The organism is Streptomyces sp. bgisy027, from assembly GCF_057710365.1.
The window spans coordinates 22,351-42,230 of the sequence record NZ_JBYIVZ010000055.1 but is presented as its reverse complement, the minus strand read 5'-3'; the positions used below and the strand labels follow the sequence as shown (position 1 = coordinate 42,230).

Genomic DNA, 19,880 nt, shown 5'->3' with positions numbered 1-19,880 from the left:
CCTTCAGCCATGTCCGTTACTTCTACTTCTTCTTGCCGCGCTTCTCGCGGACCCGCACCGAGATGTGGATCGGCGTCCCCTCGAAGCCGAACTCCTCGCGCAGCCGGCGCTCGATGAAGCGGCGGTAGCCCGCCTCGATGAAGCCGGAGGCGAAGAGCACGAACCGCGGGGGCTTGGTGCCCGCCTGGGTGCCGAACAGGATGCGGGGCTGCTTGCCGCCGCGGATCGGGTGCGGGTGGGCGGCGACCAGCTCACCGAGGAAGGCGTTCAGCCGACCGGTCGGGACCCGGGTCTCCCAGCCCGCGAGAGCCGTCTCGATCGCCGGGACCAGCTTCTCCATGTGCCGTCCGGTGCGCGCCGAGACGTTCACCCGGGGCGCCCAGACGACCTGGCCGAGCTCCGTCTCGATCTCCCGCTCCAGGTAGTAGCGGCGCTCCTCGTCGAGGGTGTCCCACTTGTTGTAGGCGATGACGATCGCCCGGCCCGCCTCGACGGCCATGGTGACGATGCGCTGGTCCTGGACCGAGATGGACTCGGAGCCGTCGATCAGGATGACCGCGACCTCGGCCTTCTCGACGGCGGCCGCGGTGCGCAGCGAGGCGTAGTAGTCGGCGCCCTGCTGGAGGTGGACGCGCTTGCGGATGCCCGCCGTGTCGACGAACTTCCAGGTGACACCGCCGAGTTCGATGAGCTCGTCGACCGGGTCACGGGTGGTGCCGGCCAGTTCGTTGACGACGACGCGCTCCTCGCCCGCCACCTTGTTCAGCAGCGAGGACTTGCCGACGTTCGGGCGGCCGATCAGGGCGATGCGGCGCGGGCCGCCGATACCGGCTCCGCCGAAGGCCTCGCGCGGCGCCTCCGGCAGCGCCTCCAGGACGGCGTCCAGCATGTCGCCGGTGCCACGGCCGTGCAGCGCCGAGACCGGATGCGGCTCGCCGAGGCCGAGGGACCACAGGTAGGAGGCGTCGGCCTCACCGCTGGGGCCGTCGACCTTGTTGGCGCACAGCACCACGGGCTTGCCGGCCTTGCGCAGCAGTCGTACGACCGCCTCGTCGGTGTCGGTGGCGCCCACCTTGGCGTCGACGACGAACACGACGGCGTCGGCGGCCTCGATCGCGAACTCGGCCTGCGCCGCCACGGAGGCGTCGATGCCGAAGACGTCCTGCTCCCAGCCGCCGGTGTCGACGACCTTGAAGCGGCGGCCCGCCCACTCGGCCTCGTAGGTCACGCGGTCGCGGGTGACGCCCGGCTTGTCCTCGACGACGGCCTCGCGGCGGCCGATGATGCGGTTGACGAGGGTCGACTTGCCGACGTTCGGCCGTCCGACGACGGCGAGGACGGGCAGCGGGCCGTGGCCGGCCGCCTCGATGGCGCCCTCGACGTCCTCGACGTCGAAGCCCTCTTCCGCGGCGAGCTCCATGAACTCCGCGTACTCGGCGTCGCCAAGCGCTCCGTGGTCGTGCTCCTCGCCCGAGCCCTCGGAGTGGATGTGGTCGTTCATGAAGTCCGTACCTCGTCGTTCATCGTGGTGATCGGTGGAACGCCCGGTTTCGCCCGGCTGATCCACTACTCAGTGTCGCCTAGCGGCCGGTCAGCCGCCTGGCGTTTTCCAGGTGCTCGGTGAGCTCCTTCTGGATGCGCTCGGTCGCCTCGTCCAGCGCCCTGCGGGTGCGCCGCCCGCTGCCGTCCCCCGCCTCGAAGGGCTCGCCGAAGACGACGTCGACCCGGTGCCGCAGCGGAGGCAGCCCCTTGACCAACCGTCCGCGCCTCTCGGAGCTTCCCAGAACCGCGACCGGGACGATCGGGGCGTCGCCGCGCACGGCGAAGTAGGCGAGTCCGGAGCGCAGCGAGGCGAAGTCGCCCTCACCCCGGGTGCCCTCGGGAAATATGCCGAGGACGCCGCCGTTCCGCAGGACGTCGAGGGCCTGCGTGATGGCCGTGCGGTCGGCGGCGTGCCGGTCCACCTTCAGCTGGCCGATGCCGGTCAGGAAGGGGTCGAGCGGGCCGACGAACGCTTCCTTCTTGATCAGGAAGTGCACGGGGCGGGGCGCCACGCCCATCACCATCGGCCCGTCGATGTTGTGGCTGTGGTTCACCGCGAGGATCACCGGACCGGTCGCGGGCACCTTCCAGGCGCCCAGGACCCGCGGCCGCCACAGCCCGAACATCAGGCCGACGCCGATGCGCCGGCCGACGTCGGCACCCCGCTCGGAAGGCAGCCGGGGCGGGGCACAGCGCCTCATTGAGGGGTGGTGGTCGGGTGACGGGCGGGCGCTCACTTCGCGGCTCGCTTCTCCTCGACGAGCGTGACGACGCACTCGATGACCTGCTGCAGCGTGAGCGCGGTGGTGTCCACCTCGACCGCGTCGCCCGCCTTGGCGAGCGGCGAGGTCTTGCGGCTGGAGTCGGCCGCGTCACGCTTGATCAGGGCCTCGCGGGTGGCGTTGACGTCGGCGCCCTTGAGCTCACCGCTGCGGCGGGCGGCACGGGCCTCCGGGGAGGCGGTGAGGAAGATCTTCAGGTCCGCGTCGGGCAGCACGGTCGTACCGATGTCGCGGCCCTCGACGACGATGCCGTACTCGGCGGAGGTCGCCAGCGAGCGCTGGAGCTCGGTGATCCGGGCCCGGACCTCGGGCACCGCGCTGACCGCGCTGACCTTGGAGGTGACCTCCTGGGTGCGGATCGGACCGGCCACGTCGGTGCCGTCGACGTTGATCGTGGGGTTGGCCGGGTCGGTGCCGGAGATGATCTCGGGCTTGCCGGCGACGGCCGCGATCGCGGTCGGGTCCTCGATGTCGATGCCGTTGGTCACCATCCACCAGGTGATGGCCCGGTACTGGGCGCCGGTGTCGAGGTAGCTCAGCCCGAGCTGCGCGGCGACGGCCTTCGACGTGCTCGACTTGCCCGTGCCGGAGGGGCCGTCGATGGCGACAATCACGGGCTTGGCGGCACCGTTTTCCACGGGGGGACACCTTCCTGGTGCGGTGTGGCGGGAGTGCGGGGACGCGAAGGCGCCCCGCACAAGGTTACTGGGTTCCCGTCACTCGTCCGGCCGCGCCTGCTCGGCGGCCTACTGCCGGATCGCCCAGCCCCGCTCCCGCAGCGCGGCGCTGAGCACCGTCGCCGCCTTCGGCTCCACCATCAGCTGCACCAGGCCGGCCTGCTGCCCGGTCGCGTGCTCGATCCGCACGTCCTCGATGTTGACCCCGGCCCGGCCGGCGTCCGCGAAGATCCGCGCCAGCTGTCCCGGCTGGTCGTCGATGAGCACGGCGACGACCTCGTAGACCCGCGGAGCGGCCCCGTGCTTGCCGGGAACCCGCACCTGTCCCGCGTTCCCGCGGCGCAGCACGTCCTCGATCCCGGCGGTGCCCTCGGTCCGCTTGTCCTCGTCGGACGACTGGAGCGCGCGCAGCGCCCGCACCGTCTCCTCCAGGTCGGCGGCGACGTCGGTGAGCAGGTCGGCGACCGGTCCGGGGTTCGCGGAGAGAATGTCGATCCACATCCGGGGGTCGGACGCCGCGATCCGGGTCACGTCCCGGATGCCCTGGCCGCACAGCCGTACGGCCGTCTCCTCGGCGCTCTCCAGGCGGGCGGCGACCATGCTGGACATCAGATGGGGCATGTGGGACACCAGGGCGACCGCGCGGTCGTGGGCGTCGGAGTCCATCACCACCGGCACCGCGCGGCAGTGCGAGACCAGCTCCAGGGCGAGGTTCAGCACCTCGGTGTCGGTGTCGCGGGTCGGCGTCAGCACCCAGGGCCGGCCCTCGAAGAGGTCGCCGGTCGCGGCCAGCGGGCCGGACTTCTCGCGGCCGGACATGGGGTGCGTGCCGATGTACGACGACAGGTCGAGCCCGAGCGCCTCCAGCTCGCGGCGCGGACCGCCCTTGACGCTGGCCACGTCGAGGTAGCCGCGCGCCACGCCCCGGCGCATGGCGTCGGCGAGCACCCCCGCCACGTGCGCGGGCGGGGCGGCGACGATCGCGAGGTCGACGGGCCCGTCGGGGGCCTCGTCCGTGCCGGCGCCGAGCGCGGCGGCGGTGCGGGCCTGCTCGTGGTCGTGGTCGGCGAGGTGGACGACGACACCGCGGGCGGCGAGCGCCAGCGCGGCGGACGTACCGATGAGGCCGGTGCCGATGACGAGTGCGGTTCTCACTGGGCGATGTCCTTGCGCAGGGCGGCCGCGGCGCCGAGGTAGACGTGTGCGATGTCGGCGCGGGGCCGGTCGGACTCGATGTGCGCGAGGACGCGTACGACCCGGGGCATGGCGCCCTCGATGTCCAGTTCCCGGGCGCAGATCAGCGGTACGTCGGCGAAGCCGGGGCCGAGCTTGCGGGCGGCGGCCGCCGGGAAGTCGCTGTGCAGGTCGGGCGTGGCCGTGAACCAGATGCTGATCAGGTCGTCCGCGGCGAGGTCGTTCCGCTCCAGGATCGCGGTGAGCAGGGCCCCCACCTGCTCGTCCATGTGGCCGGCGTCGTCCCGCTCCAGCTGGACGGCCCCCCGGACCGCTCGTACCGCCACGGCGCTGCTCCTTGCTGAGTCATGGATCGGCTCTTCGGAAGTCCAGCCTAGTCAGCCCGCGTACGGCTCACGCCTCTCGCCCGCCCGCTGAGACGACCGGCCCCGCCGGGCCGCCAGACGCACGGTTCGTATGTTTTCACCCACTCCATCCCAGGTTGCTTCGCCTTTGTTGCTTTCGATGCAAAGATGCTGCTGATCCGCTCTGAGCGGCTTCCGGGCCGGCCACCGCTCTCTGGCTTTCTTCCGCACCTTCGGAGTGACGACATGACCAACCGTCCGACGCGGCGCACGATCCTCATCGCCACGGGCGCGACGGGCGCGACGGCGCTCGTCGCCGCCTGCGGCGGTTCCGACGACGGCGGCGGCGACTCGGCGTCGGCCACGACCACCGCCCCCGGCCAGGACGGCGCGGGCGAGAAGCTCGCCGACACGGCCGACATCCCGGTGGGCGGGGGCACGATCTTCAAGGACCGGAAGGTGGTGGTGACCCAGCCGCAGCAGGGCGAGTTCAAGGCCTTCTCCGCCATCTGCACCCACCAGCAGTGCCTGGTCGGCAGCGTTTCGGACGGGACGATCAACTGCCCGTGCCACGGCAGCAAGTTCGAGATCACCGACGGCGCGGTCGCCAACCCTCCGGCCACGAAGCCACTGCCTGCGATGAACATCGTCGTGGACGGAAATTCGATCAGCCTGGCGTGATCCGCCGCGTACGCTCCGGGACATGCATCCCGAGACCCTGGTACGCGACCACACGGTCTACGCCTGTGTGATGGGCTCGCGCGCCTTCGGTCTGGCCACGGACGGCAGCGACACCGACCGGCGCGGCGTGTTCCTCGCCCCCACGCCGCTCTTCTGGCGCTTCGACAAGCCGCCGACGCATGTCGAGGGCCCGCTGGAGGAACAGTTCAGCTGGGAGCTGGAGCGCTTCTGCGAGCTGGCCCTGCGCGCCAACCCGAACATCCTGGAGTGCCTGCACTCCCCGCTCGTGGAGCACGTCGACGGCACCGGCCGCGAGCTGCTCGCCCTGCGCGAGGCGTTCCTGTCCCGGCAGGCGTACGAGACGTTCACGCGCTACGCGCTCGGCCAGCGCAAGAAGCTCGAGGCCGACATCCGGCTGCACGGCGCCCCGCGCTGGAAGCACGCGATGCACCTGCTGCGCCTGCTGACGAGCGCCCGCGACCTGCTGCGCGCCGGGCAGCTGACGATCGACGTCGGTGATCTGCGCGAGCCGCTGCTCCGGGTCAAGCGCGGCGAGGTCCCCTGGCCGGAGGTGGAGTCCCGGATGACCCGCCTGGCGGACGAGGCGGATCAGGCCCTTCGCGCGAGCCCGCTGCCGGCCGAACCGGACCGCCGCCGGGTGGAGGACTTCCTGGTCCGCGTCCGCCGCGCCTCAGCCCTCCAGCCGGATCCGTACGACGAAGGCGTGCAGGGCGTCGTGGGCAGCGGGGGCGTCGGGCAGGGCTGAGACCGCCTGCGCCTCGTCCAGCACACCGTGCAGCCGCTCCACGTCGGCCGCCACGCGCGTGTGGTCGACGTCGGCGGACCCGTGCTCCCGCGCCGCCTTGGCCGCGATCAGCTCCGGCAGGTAGCCGGGCGCGTCGACCTCGCCGAGCAGCGTGGGCAGATGCGCCTGCACCTCACCGCTGCGCATCAGATGCACCCCGGTGAGCAGCGCCCGGAAGGTGTAGAGCAGCGGCTTGAGCTCGCCGGTCTTCTGAAACAGCCGCCACTGCGTACCGGCGAAGCCCCGATAGTGATGCGCGTGGTGGCCGGTGAGCACGCCGGGAGCGAGGTCGGCCAGTTCCCGGTGGGCGTCGGTGGTGTGCACGACGAGCGGCGAGAGCAGCTGCTCCAGCACGTAGCCGTTGCGGCGCAGCATCAGCCGTACGAATTTGCGCACGTCGTGCGTGACCAGGTCCATCTCGACGCCGTCCCGCAGCCACATCCGCGACCGTGTCTCGTCCGGCTCGCGCAGCCCGACGAGGTCGGCGGCCGGCAGCAGGTGCACTCCGCGCAGGTCCACGTCCGAGTCGTGCGACGGGAAGCCGTACAGATGCGCGCCGGAGACGGTCGCGAAGAGCACCGGGTCGGGCTGTTCGGCGACGACGGGCGCGAGGTCGATGTCCAGGGCGTCGATCACCCCTCAAGCGTCCCAGAGCGCCCCGAGGGTCATGAGGTCCCCCCGGTACTCGATCCGGTCCGCCCACTCCGTCGGCCAGACGTCCGCGCCGAGCCAGGCGCCCGCGAACGCCCCGGCCAGGCAGGCGATCGAGTCCGAGTCCCCGGCGGTGCAGGCGGCCCGCCGCAGCGCGGTCAGCGGCTCGTCGACGAACCACAGGAAGCACAGCAGCGCGGTGGCCATGGCCTCCTCGGCGATCCAGCCCTCGCCGGTCGCCAGGCACGGGTCGGTCTCCGGCGAGGCGGTGCGCAGGGCCTCCTGGAGGCGGTCCAGGACAGCCAGGCACTCGCCCCAGCCGCGTGCGATGAAGTGCTCGGCCGAGGGGTCCTGGCTGCGCGTCCACAGATCGCCGAGCCAGCGCTCGTGGTACTGGGTGCGGTTCTCGTAGGCGTACGACCGCAGCAGCCCGACCAGCCCGGTCGGCTCGGCACCCTGCGCGAGGAGCCGTACGGCGTGCGCGGTCAGGTCGGACGCGGCGAGCGCCGTCGGGTGCCCGTGGGTGAGCGCCGACTGCAACTGGGCGGCACCCGCCCGTTGTTCGTCACTGAGCCCGGGGACGAGCCCGATCGGCGCGACGCGCATGTTGGCGCCGCAGCCCTTGGAGCCGATCTGGCCGGCGTCCTGCCAGGGCAGGTTCTCGTCCTTCAGCAGATTGCAGGCGACCAGGCAGGTCCGGCCCGGCGCCCGGTTGTTCTCCGGCGACCGGTACCAGTCCACGAACTCCTCGCGCACCGGCCGCGCCAGCCGCTTCGGCCCCAGAACACCCCGGTCCATCGCCGTCCGCAGCCCCTTCCCCAACGCCAGCGTCATCTGGGTGTCGTCGGTGACGATGGCCGGCGTCGGCAGTTCCATCCCGCGCCACGGGCCGCACTTGGCGAGGATCGACGGCACGTCGCTGAACTCGGTCGGGAAGCCGAGCGCGTCCCCGAGGGCGAGGCCGAGCAGGGAGCCGGTGGCGGCACGCTTGCGGACGGTGGTCGTGGTCATGCGGGTCCTTCCGAAGTGGGCCGCAGCAGGGGCGGGTGAAGAGCGGTGGCGGTGCCGGCGCGGTACAGCGCGGCCGGCTTGCCGCGGCCGCCGGTGAGCCGGGCGGCGCCGGGGACGGGTTCGACGAAGCCCGGCGTGGCGAGCACCTTGCGGCGGAAGTTGGGCCGGTCCAGGGCGGTGCCCCACACCACCTCGTAGACGTGCTGCAACTCGCCGAGCGTGAACTCGGGCGGGCAGAAGGCGGTGGCCAGACCGGAGTACTCCAGCTTCGCGCCGACGCGTTCATGGGCGTCGGCCAGGATCCGGTCGTGGTCGAAGGCGAGCGGCCCCGCGGTGTCGTACGGAACCCAGCGGGCCTGCGCGGCGTCGCTGCCGCCGTGCGGTTCGGGAGGGTGGGGCAGCAGCGCGGTGAACGCGACGGTCACGACCCGCATCCGGGGATCGCGGTCGGGTTCGCTGTAGGTCCGCAGCTGCTCCAGGTGCAGCCCGGAGACGTCCGACAGGCCGGTCTCCTCGGCGAGTTCACGCCGGGCGGCCGTCTCCGCCGACTCGTCCGGCTGCACGAACCCGCCGGGCAGCGCCCAGTGCCCCTTGTACGGCTCCTGTCCGCGCTCGACGAGCAGGACGTGCAGGACGCCGTCGAGGATCGTGAGGACGGCGAGGTCGGCGGTGACGGCGAAGGGTTCATGGGCGTACTTGTCGTACTCCGACGTGTCGTGGCCCATACGAACCCACCCCCTTAATAGTCACTACGACTATAAAGAGGGTGGGAGGACTACGGCAACCCCCTGCCCAGGTCCGGCCGCGGGAGGGCGCGAACGCCGCCACCGCTGCTCCGACGGCCGCCGCGCCCGCGCTCACCCACAGCGCCGCCCCGGCGCCGTCGATGAACGCCCCGGGCGAGCCGTAGCCGCCGTACGTCGTGAACACGGCCGCGGCGACGGCGACCCCGAAAACGCCGCCCAGCTCGCGCAGCGCGTTGTTGACGCCGGCCGCGACGCCCGCGTCGCCCAGCGGGACGGCCGAGGTCACGGCGTCGGCCACGCTCGGGAACGCCATGGAGATGCCGATGCCCGCGACGATCAGCGGGAGGACGAGGCTGCCGTATCCGACGCCGGGTTCGAGCCGTGCGGCCGGCAGAGCGAGGCCCGTCGCCTGCAGGACGAGACCGCCGGGCATGAACGGCCGGTTCCCGGCCCGGTCGGCGAGCGCCCCGGCGATGGGCGCGACCAGCAGGGGCGTGGCGTTCCGGACGAGGGTGCGGACGCCCGCCTCCAGCGGGGAGCAGCCGAGGCCGAGCCGGAAGAGCTGCGTGATCATGAACAGGGCGCCGAGCAGCGAGGCGAAGAGGAGGAAGCCGGAGGCGTTGGCGGTCGAGAAGTCGCGCCGCCGGAACTGCGACAGGGGCAGCATCGGGTAGCGGGCGCCGGCGCGTTCCCGGGCCAGGAACCCCGCGACGAACACCGCCCCGACCGCCAGCGCGGTCAGCGCCTCGACACTCCCCCAGCCGGCCTCGGGCGCCCGCACCGGCGCCCAGGCGAGGCCCGTCAGGCCCACGGTCGCCAGCGGCAGGCGAAGACGAGGTTGTAGGCGTTGATCGTCCACTCCAGGTCGGACAGGCTCGCCCCGAAGTCCGCGCGCGGCGCGGGCAGCGCGGTGGCGACGACCACGACGTCGAGGGAGCACAGCAGCGCGCCGAGGCCGGCGAGGGCGACGGTCCACACGCGCCGGGTCGGGGCCCGTTCGGCGGGTGGCGTGCCCAGTGGTGGGGCTTTGAAGGTGTCGGTCATGGCCGTGCCTTCCGTGAGTCGCTCGGGTCACTCACGGAAGGCAGACCCGGCTCACCCCGGAAAGGAATCGCGGCGGCCCAGGAAGGCCAGCAGCCGCACGTCCGCACGCGCGCGTGGCGCCACGTCGACCGGCGCGCCGAAGCGCACGCCCCGGTCCTCCTCCGCGACCACCAGGCGGGCGACGCTCAGCAGTTCGGCGGCGAGGGCGGCCGGGATGGGCCTGGGCCGGCCGCAGGCCTGGGCGACGTCCCAGCCGTGCACGGCGATCTCGACGGCGCCCACGGCACCCGTCACCCGCACGTCCAGCGGCCGTTCACCGACCAGGACGCGCTCCTCGGCGGGCCCGGCGGCCCAGGCGCCGAGCACCGCGCACGCGCGCGTACGCAGGCCGCACACCCGGTCGGCACGCGGGAACAGCCCGATCCGCCCGCCCGTCAGCCCCTCGTACAGCGCCTCCAGGGAGTCGTCGATGTGGGTGAGCAGTTCCCCGAGGTCCCACTCGGCGCAGGGTGTCCCGCGCCCCAGGTTCACGGACCCGATCTCCGCGACGCTCCCCAGCGTGTAGGCGAGCGAACGCTCCAGCAGTTCCCCGGAGTTCACGGCAGCTCCTTCGGCAGTCCGAACCGGGCCGGCACCTCTGGATCGAGGAAGGCGGTGACGCGGGCCGGTGAATCCTTGCGCACGGTCGGCACCTGCACGGAGTGCGCGCGCAAGACGCCGTCCGCGCCGCGTACGTACATCGCCCCGGCCGGCCGCCCGTTCGCGCGCGTGCGCAGCATCCGCGGGGTGCCCTTCTCGTGCACCCGCGCCCTGAGGCACCGCAGCACGTCCGCCCTGCCGCGGTACCACTGCGCGTACGGCGGCATCTCCGGCTCGACGCCGTCCCGGAGGAGGTCGATCAGCGAGTCCAGGTCGGCGTTCTCGAACGCGGCCACGTACCGGTGGAGCACCTCCCGGTCGGTGGCGCCCGCCGGCTCCTCCACGAGGTCCTCCTCCGGCGCGACCTCGTCGAGACGGACACGCGCGCGTTGCAGGCTGCTCTTCACCGCCGCGGTGGACGTGCCGAGCAGCGGGGCCACCTCGGCCGCCCGCCACGCCGGCACGTCCCGCAGGATCAGCACGGCCCGCTGCCGCGCCGGCAGATTCTGGAGCGCCGCGACCGGCGCCGGGCGCAGGCTCCCCCGCGCGGCCACGACGTTCGCCGGGTCGACGAGCGCGTCGGGCAGCGGCTGGAGCCACGGAACGTCCGTCAAGGGGGTCGTCAGCGGCTCCTCAGGCGCCTCTGCGGGCCCGCCGAGCCCCGGGGGCAGCGGACGTCGCGCGCGGCTCTCCAGGGCCGTCAGACACGTGTTGGTGGCGATCCGGTGCAGCCAGGTCCGCAAGGAGGCGCGGCCTTCGTAACCGTCGTAGGACCGCCAGGCCCGCAGATACGTCTCCTGCACCAGATCCTCGGCCTCGTCGACCGAGCCCAGCATCCGGTAGCAGTGCGCGAGCAGCTCCCGCCGGTACGGGTCGGTCAGCCGGATGAACTCGTCCCGGTCCGCAGTGGTCGCACTCATCCCCGCTCCCTCCGTCACCAGTACAGACCGGCGCGGGGGCGAAAACGCATCGGCCGGTCCCGGAACGGTTCCGGGACCGGCCGACACATCGGACTTCCTGTCGGACTTCCTGTCGGGATTCCTATGGGATTCCTATGGGATTCCTAGAGGTCGACTTCCTTCATCAGCATCCCGACCTCGGTGTTCGAAAGGCGTCGCAGCCAGCCCGACTTCTGGTCGCCGAGGGTGATCGGCCCGAAGGCGACGCGCACCAGCTTGTCGACCGGGAAGCCCGCCTCGGCGAGCATGCGGCGCACGATGTGCTTGCGGCCCTCGTGCAGGGTGACCTCGACCAGGTAGTTCTTGCCGGTCTGCTCGACGACCCGGAAGTGGTCCGCGCGCGCGTACCCGTCCTCCAGCTGGATGCCGTCCTTGAGCTTCTTGCCCAGGTCGCGCGGGATCGGACCCACGATGTGCGCGAGGTAGACCTTCTTCACGCCGTACCGGGGATGGGTCAGCCGGTGCGCCAGCTCACCGTGGTTGGTGAGCAGGATGACGCCCTCGGTCTCGGTGTCGAGCCGCCCGACGTGGAAGAGCCGCGTCTCCCGGTTGGTGACGTAGTCACCGAGGCACTGCCGACCCTCGTTGTCCTCCATCGTCGACACGACACCGGCGGGCTTGTTCAGCGAGAAGAACTGGTACGACTGCGTCGCGACCGTCAGGCCGTCGACCTTGACCTCGTCCTTCTCCGTGTCGACGCGCTTGCCCTGTTCGAGGACGATCTCTCCGTTGACCTCGACGCGGGCCTGCTCGATCAGTTCCTCGCAGGCACGCCGCGAGCCGTAGCCCGCCCGCGCGAGGACCTTCTGCAGCCGCTCACCCTCCTGCTCGGCGCCGGGGAACGTCTTGGGCAGCTTGACGTCCTTCTTGCCGGCGTAGCGCTCGCGGTTGCGCTCCTCGGCCCGCGCGTCGTACTCGCGGGACGTCGCCGGAGCCGAGCGGCCCCGGCCGGTGCCCTGGGACTGCTTGGGGCCGCCCTTGGCGCCGCCGCGCGCCGAGGCGCCACGCCCCGACTTCGGACCGTCCTGGGTGGCGCCGGGGCCCACGTCGTAGCGCCGCTCCTCCGGGCGCGGCCTCTTCGGCCGCCCGCCCTGCTTGTCGTCGCGGTTGTTACCGGCGCCACGGAAATTACCGCGGCCACCGCTGCTTCCGCCGCGGCCGCCGCTGTTGCCACCACGGCTCCCGCCGTTGTTTCCGCTGCTGTTCCTGCCGCTGCTGCTTCGCATCAAAATTCCGTCTGGTCGTCTACGTCGTCGGTGCCCCGTGGTGCCGGGGCGCCCGGACCGTCATCGGGAGCGTCCGGGTCGAACGACGGCACACCTTCCTGGGTCTCGGCCTCGATCGCCTCCGCCTCCGGGAGGAAGGGCGCGAGCTCCGGGAGCTCGTCCAGACCGCGCAGGCCCATCCGCTCCAGAAAGTAGTTCGTCGTCCTGTACAGGATCGCACCTGTTTCGGGTTCCGCGCCCGCCTCCTCGACCAGCCCGCGCTGGAGGAGGGTGCGCATCACACCGTCGCAGTTGACTCCGCGTACGGCGGAGACCCGGCTGCGGCTGACCGGCTGGCGGTAGGCGACGACCGCGAGGGTCTCCAGGGCGGCCTGGGTGAGCCGGGCGGTCTGGCCGTCCAGGATCAGGCGTTCCACGGCCGGGGCGTACTCGGCACGCGTGTAGTAGCGCCAGCCGCCCGCGACGAACCGCAGCTCGAAGCCGCGGCCCTGCACGGCGTACTCGTCGGCGAGCTCCCGCAGAGCGTCGGCGACCTGGCGCCTGGGCCGCTCCAGGATCTTCGCGAGGTGCTCCTCGGTCGCGGGCTCGTCCACGACCATGAGCATCGCCTCCAGGGCGGGCTTGAGGTCGAGGTCCGCGACGGTTCGCAGCCCGGCCGGAAGCTCTGTGGTCTCCTCACTCACGACTTCTTCTCCTCCTTGGGCGGCTCGGGCGGCCGGTCGAACTCGTCGGTCACCATCGGTGCCTCGTCGCCCTCCCCGCCGGTCCAGCGCACCAGGAGCTCGCCGAGCGCGGTCTCCTGGTCGAGGGCGACCGCCTTCTCGCGGTACAGCTCCAGCAGGGCAAGGAAGCGCGCGACGACCGTCAGGGTGTCGTCGGTGTCCTCGACCAGGGCCTGGAAGCTGACCTCGCCGAGCTCCTTCAGTCGCGCGACGACGATCCCGGCCTGCTCCTGCACGCTGACCAGCGGCGCATGGATGTGATCGACGTAGACCTGCGGCTTGGGCCTGGGCTGCATCGCCTTGACCGCGAGCCTGGCGAATCCTTCCGCCCCGATGCTGATGACGACCTCGGGCAGCAGCTCGGCATGGTGCGGTTCGAGCCCGACGGTGCGTGGATAGCGCCGCGCCTCCTCGTCGAGCCGGCGGTTGAAGATGTCGGCGATCTGCTTGTACGCCCGGTACTGGAGCAGTCGCGCGAACAGCAGGTCCCGGGCTTCCAGCAGCGCGAGGTCGGCCTCGTCCTCCACCTCGGCGGAGGGCAGCAGCCGGGCCGCCTTGAGGTCGAGCAGGGTCGCCGCGACGACGAGGAACTCGGTCGTCTCGTCGAGGTCCCAGTCCGGCCCCATGGCCCGGATGTGCGCCATGAACTCGTCGGTGACCTTGGACAGCGCGACCTCGGTGACGTCCAGCTTGTGCTTGGAGATCAGCTGGAGGAGCAGGTCGAAGGGGCCCTCGAAGTTGGCGAGCCGGACCTTGAAGACACCGCCCTCGTCACCGCCGTCACCGGCCTCGGTCCCGTCCTGCGGGGCGGCGGCCTCGGGTTCGGGACCGGGATCCGGGACCGGCTCAGGACCGAGATCCAGGACCGGCTCAGGACCGGCTTCCGGCACAACGGCCGGGGGCTCCGGCACGAAGACCGGGGGCTCGGGCTGCGGCTGCGGGACCACGACCTCGGGAACCGCGGAAACCTCAGGGGCTTCGGGTACCTCGGCAACCTCGGGCTCGCGCTCCGGCTCCGGCTCCGGCTCCGGAGCAACAGGATCCGGCACGGACACCGGCGCCGTTCCCGGCCCCCGCCCCAGCGCACGCCGACGGCCGCCGGAGGCACCGGCACCGCGGGCGGGAACATCGTTCGAGGTCATGGCCCCCGCAGGCTACCGCTACCGCCCGCGAAGCCGTCGGACCAGGATGCTGGCGTCTCCGCGGCTCTCCAGATCCGCCAGGACCACCGCCACCGCCTCGCGGACGATCCGCCCGCGGTCGACGGCCAGCCCGTGCTCGCCGCGGAGCACCAGCCGGGCGTGCTCCAGATCCATGAGCTCCTCGGCGGAGACGTACACGGTGATCTTCTCGTCGTGCCGTTCGCGGCCACTGGGCCGGCGCGAGGCGGAGCGCCCACGCTTGCGCGGCGCTGCGGCGGCCGCACCGGAGGCGGCGCCGGCACCGGCGGCACTCACGGGCGCTCCGGCAGAACCTTCCTGCGCCGCCTGCCGACGCGAGGAGCGCTCCGCGGCGGCGGACCGGCTGCGGGACTCGCCGGCATCGGCCGACTCCGCGTCGGCCGCCACGTGTTCCGCGCCGTCGCCGTCACCGCCCTGTGCGGGCACCGACTGCGGCGCGTCCTCCACGGCCGCGGCCGAGTCGCTCTCCCCCGCGGGAGCCGGCACCCGGGCCTCGCCGTTGGCGGGACGCCGGGGAGTGGACGGCTGGAGCGCCATACCCCCTGTCGTACGGAACAGTTCGTCGGCCCCCGGCAGACTCACTCGGCGTGACACCGGGCGAGCACCTCCCTGGCGAGCTGGCGATAGGCGGCGGCACCGACGGAGTTGGAGGCGTAGGTGGTGATCGGCTCACCGGCGACCGTGGTCTCCGGGAAGCGCACCGTGCGCCCGATGACCGTGTGGTACACGTGGTCGTCGAACGCCTCGACCACACGCGCGAGCACCTCACGGCTGTGCACCGTGCGCGAGTCGTACATCGTGGCGAGGATCCCGTCGAGCTCCAGCTCCGGGTTGAGCCGCTCCTGGACCTTCTCGATGGTCTCGGTCAGCAGCGCCACACCGCGCAGCGCGAAGAACTCGCACTCCAGGGGCACGATCACCTTGTGGGCGGCCGTCAGCGCGTTGACCGTGAGCAGGCCGAGCGAGGGCTGACAGTCGATCACGATGAAGTCGTAGTCGTCCATCAGCGGCTTCAGCGCGCGCTGGAGCGTCGACTCGCGCGCGACCTCGCTGACCAGCTGGACCTCGGCGGCCGACAGGTCGATGTTGCTCGGCAGCAGGTCCATGTTGGGGACCGCCGTCTTCAGGAGCACCTCGTCCGCCGACATGCCCCGCTCCATGAGCAGGTTGTAGACGGTGAGGTCGAGCTCCATCGGGTTGACGCCGAGGCCGACCGAGAGCGCGCCCTGAGGGTCGAAGTCGACGAGCAGGACCCGGCGTCCGTATTCCGCGAGTGCGGCGCCCAGGTTGATGGTCGACGTCGTCTTGCCGACGCCGCCCTTCTGGTTGCACATCGCGATGATCTTCGCGGGACCGTGGTCGGTCAGCGGACCCGGGATCGGGAAGTACGGCAGCGGACGCCCGGTCGGGCCGATGCGCTCACGGCGCTGCCGGGCAGCGTCGGGCGCGAGCGTGGCCGCGTACTCGGGGTCGGGCTCGTACTCCGCGTCGGGGTCGTAGAAGTGCCCTTCGGGCAGTTCGTCGTAGTCGGCGAAGTGGTTGTGGGGCGCGCCACTTCCGTCGCCGGCCATGGCGTTCACGTGATGGCCATCCATGCTCATGTGTGCTGGCAGAGTCACCCTTGAGGGGGCCTGGTGACCCTGGTGGGCTGCGAAGGTGCGCACCGCGACGGAGCCGACAGCCTCGAACCCCGCGGGACCCTGGCCCCGTACCGGCATTCCTGGTTGACCACCCCCGGGAGAAAATGTCGACTCATTCACAAGTCGTCTTACCTCCTTGGTGACCAGGAAACTTCTAGACAGGTCAGCGTGGCACCATGCCGACGGTTGGCGACTCTATGGCGTGTCGGGCGTCCGCAGCAACACAATCCGCCGGACCGGGCAGATGTGTCGACAATGAAACATCCCGCTGTCAAGGGCGTACGGCCGTCGCACGGCAGGTTTCACCGGTGTGCGAATCGGTCGAAGGGTTGCGTTCGAGGCGAGTTGACCGAGAGTCGCAAAGTGACCATACACACATCCGGCCGGACCTTTTCGGGCAAGGTCCGGCCGGGTGCGTACGGTTGACGAGTGGTGTTGACGTATCGCCTTTACCAGAAAGTGACTTAGGCGATCGGCTCAGCCGAGCAGCGTTTCGAGCTCCACGTGCTCCAGGCCGTGCGCCTCCGCCACCTCGCGGTAAACCACCTTGCCGTCATGCGTGTTGAGGCCCTTGGCCAGCGCGGCGTCACGGCGCAGCGCCTCGACCCAGCCGCGGTTGGCCAGCTCGACGATGTACGGCAGCGTCGCGTTGGTGAGCGCGTAGGTGGAGGTGTTGGGCACCGCGCCCGGCATGTTGGCGACGCAGTAGAAGACCGACTCGTGGACCGGGAAGGTCGGCTCGGCGTGCGTGGTGGGACGCGAGTCCTCGAAGCAACCGCCCTGGTCGATCGCGATGTCGACAAGGACACTTCCCGGCTTCATGCGCGACACGAGCTCGTTGGTGACGAGCTTCGGGGCCTTGGCGCCCGGGATCAGGACGGCACCGATGACGAGGTCGGCCTCCAGGCAGGCCTTCTCCAGCTCGAGGGTGTTGGAGACGACGGTCTGGATCTTCGTACCGAAGATCTTGTCCGCCTCCTTGAGCTTGTTGATGTCCTTGTCGAGCAGGGTCACGTGGAAGCCCATGCCGATGGCGATCTGCGCGGCGTTCCAGCCGGAGACACCGCCGCCGATGACGACGGCGCGGCCCGCGAGCACGCCGGGGACGCCGCCGGGCAGCACACCGCGGCCGCCGTTGGCGCGCATCAGGTGGTAGGCACCGACCTGCGGGGCCAGGCGGCCCGCGACCTCGGACATCGGGGCGAGCAGCGGCAGGGCCCGGGAGGGCAGCTCGACCGTCTCGTACGCGATCGCCGTGGTGCCGGACTCGATGAGGGCGTCCGTGCACTCCTTGGAAGCGGCCAGGTGCAGGTAGGTGAAGAGCGTCTGGTCCTTGCGGAGGCGGTGGTACTCCTCGGCGATGGGCTCCTTGACCTTCAGCAGCAGGTCGGCGGTGGCCCACACCTCGTCCGCGGTGGGCAGGATCTGGGCACCGGCGGCGACGTACTCGCTGTCCGGGATCGACGAGCCGACACCGGCGCCCTGCTCGATGACGACCTGGTGGCCATGGCGCACCAGCTCCAGCACGCCGGCGGGGGTGATGGCCACCCGGAACTCGTTGTTCTTGACCTCGCGGGGGATGCCGACCTTCACGTCGATCACGGTCCTTGGCTCAGAGGGTGTGGGGGCATTTCCATACATACCCAGGCGTGCAGGGCACACCGGGAGACACCGCAGGAGAAGGTGCGGCAGAGCCAGTCTAATGAAGGTGTTCCCGCTGTCTAGCCTTTCATTGCATCAATCTTCTTTGGATGCACTACGGATTTCGCAGGCGTTAGAGTCTGGTTCCGGCTCGATTGCGTCTTGCCGGGGCTCGGACTCGGCCGGATCGCAGTCCCCGGGCTCCTCTCCCAGCATCCGCTCGGCGGCGCCCCGGTGCAGCTGCGCGGCCGCGGGATCGCCCAGGCGGTCCAGGGTGTCGGCGAGCCGCAGATACAGCGCGCCCTGGAGCCGCGCGTCCTCGGCGCGCCGCGCCCAGTCCACCGCCTCCTGGCAGGTACGCAGCGACTCCGCCAGCCGCCCGGCGTACTCCTGGACCCGGGCCAGCTCGCTCAACGCCCGGGCGTGGCCCCCCACATCACCGTTCTTGCGGTGCCCGGCGACCGCGGCCCGCCAGCTCCGCTGCGCCTCGCCGTACCGGCCCGCGTAGGTGTGCGCCTCGCCGATCCGGCCGTGCAGCCGGGCCTCGTCCACCCGCTCGGCCCGGGCCTGCCGCTCGGCCAGGGCGCGGCCGAACCAGTCGGCGGCCCGGTCGTAGTCCCCGAGCTCCAGATGCGCGCCGCCTACGGATTCCATCGCGCGGCCGGTCGCGTACGGGTCGCTTCCTTCCCGTCCGGCGTCCAGCGCGGCCCGGAAGCGCACCAGCGCCTCCCGGGTGCGCCCCGTCCGGACGTCGAGGTCGCCGAGGTTCAGCAGGGCCGCGGCCTGCTCGCGGGGCAGGTTGCGGCGCTGCGCCACGTCGAGGACCAGGGTGTGCACGTCGTACAGGTCGGGGGCGGCGGCCTTGGTGCCGAAGTGCGCGACCATGGCTCTGACCAGCTGGGACATCAGCCGTCTGGCGAGGGTGTCCAGCTCCCCGTCGGCGACCGCGGCGCGGGCCGAGGCCAGCAGGGCGGGCCTGCGGATGCTGAGCCAGTCGGCGGCGGCCCGGGGGTTGGGGAAGCGCAGGGCACGCGGCATCCCGAGGAGCTTCTGCCGGGTCTCGGGGCTGTCGGTCTCGGTGATCGCCCGGCAGGACTGCAGCAGCCGTACGGTCCGCTCCAGCATCCGGGCGCGGGCGAGCTGGAGCTCGGCGGGCCGGTCCTGGGTCTCGGTGAGGGCCGTGAGCAGCGGGTGCAGACAGGCCGGGACCTCGTACTGGGGCAGTGGCGAGTCGACGGCGTGCAGCAGGCCGAGGGCGACGAAGTCGTCCAGGGTGGTGTGGGCGCCGTCCACCGAGGACCCGGCCAGCGCGGAGGCCGTGTGCGGGTCGATCAGACCGCCGGGGGCGAGGGAGAGCAGCCGCAGTATGCGGGCGGCGGGGGCGGGCAGGCCGGTGTAGGCGAGGCGGAAGACCCGGCTGAGCGGGGTGCCCTCCTCGCCGGCCCGCAGCTGCTTGGCCAGGTCGGCGACGGCGGACTTGGGCCGGGCGGCGAGCCAGCCGCCCGCCAGCCGCAGCGCGGCGGGCTGGCCCTGGCACACCTCGACCAGGCCCTCGGCGGCCCGCGGGTCGACGGTGATGCGCACCGATCCGGCATGCCGGGACAGCAGCTCGACGGCCGACTTGGTGTCGAGGCCGCCGAGCGTGCAGGGCCGGACGTCCGAGATCCCGGTCAGCGGACCGCCGGAGACGGCCACGGCCAGGCATTCCGGGGTGTCCGGCAGCAGGGCGTCGACCTGGTCGGCCTCGGCCGCGTCGTCGAGCAGCAGCAGGGCCCGGCGGTCGGCGAGGGCCTCGCGCAGCGCCGCCGTGAGGTCGTCCTCGGGGGCGCCGGGCGGGGTGGGCCGGTCCAGGGCGGTGAGCAGCAGGCGGGCGGTGCGCTCGACGGGGACGGGGGTGCCGTCGGGGTCGGTCAGCCTGGCGCGCAGCACCCCGTCCGGGTAGCGGTCCGCCACCTGCCGTACGAGTTCCTCGGCGAGAGCGGTGCGGCCGGAGCCGGGGCGGCCCGCGATGAGCAGCACGCGCGCGCGTGGCGCCTTGCGGCCGGAGAGCGTGTCCAGGCCGGCGCGCTCGATGTCGGCGCGCAGCTCCTTCAACTCGCGAGTTCGGCCCAGGAATTGGTTTGCACCGGAGGTCCGTGCCGACACCTGCACGCCGCCTGTGTCCACCACCTGATCCGTCACGGGCCACACTCCCGTCCCACGCACGCGCAAGCCCGCCGGGACTCCGGTTCGGGCGTGTATCAGAGCCTAGTTCACGCTCTGCTACGTTCCGGGCGCAGCACGACGGACACATCCCCCGACCGGATCAGCAGATGGTAGGACCGGCACCACTCAGCGGGGCGTGAGGACCGCGCCCCTCAAGGGGCGCGGGGAACTGCGCGACCAGCCGGCGCAG

21 protein-coding genes and 1 pseudogene are annotated in these 19,880 nt (G+C 72.0%); 3 read left to right on the top strand and 19 right to left on the bottom strand.

Annotation, left to right across the window (positions count from 1 at the left end; genetic code table 11):
• Positions 1 to 22 precede the first annotated feature (22 nt).
• From der to aroH, 5 genes are all read right to left on the bottom strand, one after another.
• A complete protein-coding gene (gene der, locus AC3ETA_RS38885; protein WP_432197615.1) occupies positions 23 to 1,501 on the bottom strand; it encodes a ribosome biogenesis GTPase Der in 1,479 nt (492 codons plus the stop codon).
• A gap of 79 nt (positions 1,502 to 1,580) precedes the next feature.
• On the bottom strand, positions 1,581 to 2,243 hold the full coding sequence (locus AC3ETA_RS38880) for a lysophospholipid acyltransferase family protein (protein ID WP_432197614.1): 663 nt from the start codon (positions 2,241 to 2,243) through the stop codon (positions 1,581 to 1,583).
• A 32-nt stretch (positions 2,244 to 2,275) separates the two neighbouring features.
• Positions 2,276 to 2,962: a (d)CMP kinase gene (gene cmk / locus AC3ETA_RS38875; protein WP_346182670.1), complete on the bottom strand. Its 687-nt coding sequence runs from the start codon at positions 2,960 to 2,962 to the stop codon at positions 2,276 to 2,278.
• A 108-nt stretch (positions 2,963 to 3,070) separates the two neighbouring features.
• On the bottom strand, positions 3,071 to 4,156 hold the full coding sequence (locus AC3ETA_RS38870; RefSeq protein ID WP_376058813.1) for a prephenate dehydrogenase: 1,086 nt from the start codon (positions 4,154 to 4,156) through the stop codon (positions 3,071 to 3,073).
• The gene (gene aroH / locus AC3ETA_RS38865; RefSeq protein WP_432197613.1) at positions 4,153 to 4,521 is read right to left on the bottom strand and encodes a chorismate mutase; all 369 of its coding nucleotides are present in this window, start codon (positions 4,519 to 4,521) and stop codon (positions 4,153 to 4,155) included. The genes AC3ETA_RS38870 and aroH overlap by 4 nt, the downstream gene beginning before the upstream one ends.
• An 87-nt stretch (positions 4,522 to 4,608) precedes the next feature.
• Between aroH and AC3ETA_RS38860 the strand changes: the two are divergent.
• The 3 genes and pseudogenes from AC3ETA_RS38860 to AC3ETA_RS38850 form a co-directional block, all read left to right on the top strand.
• Positions 4,609 to 4,728, top strand: a pseudogene (locus AC3ETA_RS38860) (DUF6529 family protein); the annotation flags it as partial.
• Between the two features lie 57 nt (positions 4,729 to 4,785).
• Positions 4,786 to 5,220, top strand: a complete 435-nt coding sequence (locus AC3ETA_RS38855) for a Rieske (2Fe-2S) protein (protein ID WP_432197612.1) — start codon at positions 4,786 to 4,788, stop codon at positions 5,218 to 5,220.
• A gap of 22 nt (positions 5,221 to 5,242) precedes the next feature.
• The gene (locus tag AC3ETA_RS38850; protein ID WP_432197611.1) at positions 5,243 to 5,986 is read left to right on the top strand and encodes a nucleotidyltransferase domain-containing protein; all 744 of its coding nucleotides are present in this window, start codon (positions 5,243 to 5,245) and stop codon (positions 5,984 to 5,986) included.
• Here AC3ETA_RS38850 and AC3ETA_RS38845 read toward each other — a convergent pair.
• The 14 genes from AC3ETA_RS38845 to AC3ETA_RS38780 all read right to left on the bottom strand — a co-directional run bounded on the left by AC3ETA_RS38845 (position 5,912) and on the right by AC3ETA_RS38780 (position 19,666).
• On the bottom strand, positions 5,912 to 6,661 hold the full coding sequence (locus AC3ETA_RS38845; protein WP_432197610.1) for a nucleotidyltransferase domain-containing protein: 750 nt from the start codon (positions 6,659 to 6,661) through the stop codon (positions 5,912 to 5,914). The genes AC3ETA_RS38850 and AC3ETA_RS38845 overlap by 75 nt on opposite strands.
• A gap of 3 nt (positions 6,662 to 6,664) precedes the next feature.
• The gene (locus AC3ETA_RS38840; RefSeq protein ID WP_432197609.1) at positions 6,665 to 7,687 is read right to left on the bottom strand and encodes an ADP-ribosylglycohydrolase family protein; all 1,023 of its coding nucleotides are present in this window, start codon (positions 7,685 to 7,687) and stop codon (positions 6,665 to 6,667) included.
• The gene (locus AC3ETA_RS38835) at positions 7,684 to 8,412 is read right to left on the bottom strand and encodes an NUDIX hydrolase (RefSeq protein ID WP_432197608.1); all 729 of its coding nucleotides are present in this window, start codon (positions 8,410 to 8,412) and stop codon (positions 7,684 to 7,686) included. Before AC3ETA_RS38835 ends, AC3ETA_RS38840 begins: the two co-directional genes overlap by 4 nt.
• Positions 8,372 to 9,244, bottom strand: coding sequence for an MFS transporter (locus tag AC3ETA_RS38830; RefSeq protein ID WP_432197607.1), 873 nt, complete (start codon positions 9,242 to 9,244; stop codon positions 8,372 to 8,374). Before AC3ETA_RS38830 ends, AC3ETA_RS38835 begins: the two co-directional genes overlap by 41 nt.
• Positions 9,235 to 9,477: a hypothetical protein gene (locus tag AC3ETA_RS38825; protein WP_432197606.1), complete on the bottom strand. Its 243-nt coding sequence runs from the start codon at positions 9,475 to 9,477 to the stop codon at positions 9,235 to 9,237. Before AC3ETA_RS38825 ends, AC3ETA_RS38830 begins: the two co-directional genes overlap by 10 nt.
• Positions 9,478 to 9,528: 51 nt before the next feature.
• Complete coding sequence (locus AC3ETA_RS38820) at positions 9,529 to 10,077, bottom strand: TIGR03086 family metal-binding protein (RefSeq protein ID WP_432197605.1); 549 nt, start codon at positions 10,075 to 10,077, stop codon at positions 9,529 to 9,531.
• Positions 10,074 to 11,036, bottom strand: a complete 963-nt coding sequence (locus AC3ETA_RS38815; RefSeq protein WP_432197604.1) for a sigma-70 family RNA polymerase sigma factor — start codon at positions 11,034 to 11,036, stop codon at positions 10,074 to 10,076. Before AC3ETA_RS38815 ends, AC3ETA_RS38820 begins: the two co-directional genes overlap by 4 nt.
• A 143-nt stretch (positions 11,037 to 11,179) precedes the next feature.
• The gene (locus tag AC3ETA_RS38810; RefSeq protein WP_432197603.1) at positions 11,180 to 12,301 is read right to left on the bottom strand and encodes a pseudouridine synthase; all 1,122 of its coding nucleotides are present in this window, start codon (positions 12,299 to 12,301) and stop codon (positions 11,180 to 11,182) included.
• Entirely contained in the window at positions 12,301 to 12,984 is a 684-nt protein-coding gene (scpB, locus tag AC3ETA_RS38805) for an SMC-Scp complex subunit ScpB (protein WP_269642727.1), read from the bottom strand. The genes AC3ETA_RS38810 and scpB overlap by 1 nt, the downstream gene beginning before the upstream one ends.
• Positions 12,981 to 14,165 (bottom strand): segregation and condensation protein A, encoded by a 1,185-nt coding sequence (locus tag AC3ETA_RS38800; RefSeq protein ID WP_432197602.1) that lies wholly within the window; start codon positions 14,163 to 14,165, stop codon positions 12,981 to 12,983. The genes scpB and AC3ETA_RS38800 overlap by 4 nt, the downstream gene beginning before the upstream one ends.
• A gap of 18 nt (positions 14,166 to 14,183) precedes the next feature.
• Positions 14,184 to 14,798, bottom strand: coding sequence for a hypothetical protein (locus AC3ETA_RS38795; RefSeq protein ID WP_432197601.1), 615 nt, complete (start codon positions 14,796 to 14,798; stop codon positions 14,184 to 14,186).
• Complete coding sequence (locus tag AC3ETA_RS38790) at positions 14,783 to 15,922, bottom strand: ParA family protein (RefSeq protein ID WP_432197600.1); 1,140 nt, start codon at positions 15,920 to 15,922, stop codon at positions 14,783 to 14,785. Before AC3ETA_RS38790 ends, AC3ETA_RS38795 begins: the two co-directional genes overlap by 16 nt.
• A gap of 399 nt (positions 15,923 to 16,321) precedes the next feature.
• The gene (gene ald, locus AC3ETA_RS38785) at positions 16,322 to 17,446 is read right to left on the bottom strand and encodes an alanine dehydrogenase (RefSeq protein WP_380854002.1); all 1,125 of its coding nucleotides are present in this window, start codon (positions 17,444 to 17,446) and stop codon (positions 16,322 to 16,324) included.
• Positions 17,447 to 17,581: 135 nt separating this feature from the next.
• A complete protein-coding gene (locus tag AC3ETA_RS38780) occupies positions 17,582 to 19,666 on the bottom strand; it encodes a tetratricopeptide repeat protein (RefSeq protein WP_432197599.1) in 2,085 nt (694 codons plus the stop codon).
• Positions 19,667 to 19,880 lie beyond the last annotated feature (214 nt).

Coding starts and splice junctions, on each gene's coding strand:
- der (WP_432197615.1), bottom strand. CDS start 1,501: ATGAACGACCACATCCACTCCGAGGGCTCGGGCGAGGAGCACGACCAC.
- AC3ETA_RS38880 (WP_432197614.1), bottom strand. CDS start 2,243: ATGAGGCGCTGTGCCCCGCCCCGGCTGCCTTCCGAGCGGGGTGCCGAC.
- AC3ETA_RS38855 (WP_432197612.1), top strand. CDS start 4,786: ATGACCAACCGTCCGACGCGGCGCACGATCCTCATCGCCACGGGCGCG.
- AC3ETA_RS38850 (WP_432197611.1), top strand. CDS start 5,243: ATGCATCCCGAGACCCTGGTACGCGACCACACGGTCTACGCCTGTGTG.
- AC3ETA_RS38840 (WP_432197609.1), bottom strand. CDS start 7,687: ATGACCACGACCACCGTCCGCAAGCGTGCCGCCACCGGCTCCCTGCTC.
- AC3ETA_RS38835 (WP_432197608.1), bottom strand. CDS start 8,412: ATGGGCCACGACACGTCGGAGTACGACAAGTACGCCCATGAACCCTTC.
- AC3ETA_RS38825 (WP_432197606.1), bottom strand. CDS start 9,477: ATGACCGACACCTTCAAAGCCCCACCACTGGGCACGCCACCCGCCGAA.
- AC3ETA_RS38815 (WP_432197604.1), bottom strand. CDS start 11,036: ATGAGTGCGACCACTGCGGACCGGGACGAGTTCATCCGGCTGACCGAC.
- AC3ETA_RS38810 (WP_432197603.1), bottom strand. CDS start 12,301: ATGCGAAGCAGCAGCGGCAGGAACAGCAGCGGAAACAACGGCGGGAGC.
- AC3ETA_RS38800 (WP_432197602.1), bottom strand. CDS start 14,165: ATGACCTCGAACGATGTTCCCGCCCGCGGTGCCGGTGCCTCCGGCGGC.
- AC3ETA_RS38790 (WP_432197600.1), bottom strand. CDS start 15,922: ATGCCGGTACGGGGCCAGGGTCCCGCGGGGTTCGAGGCTGTCGGCTCC.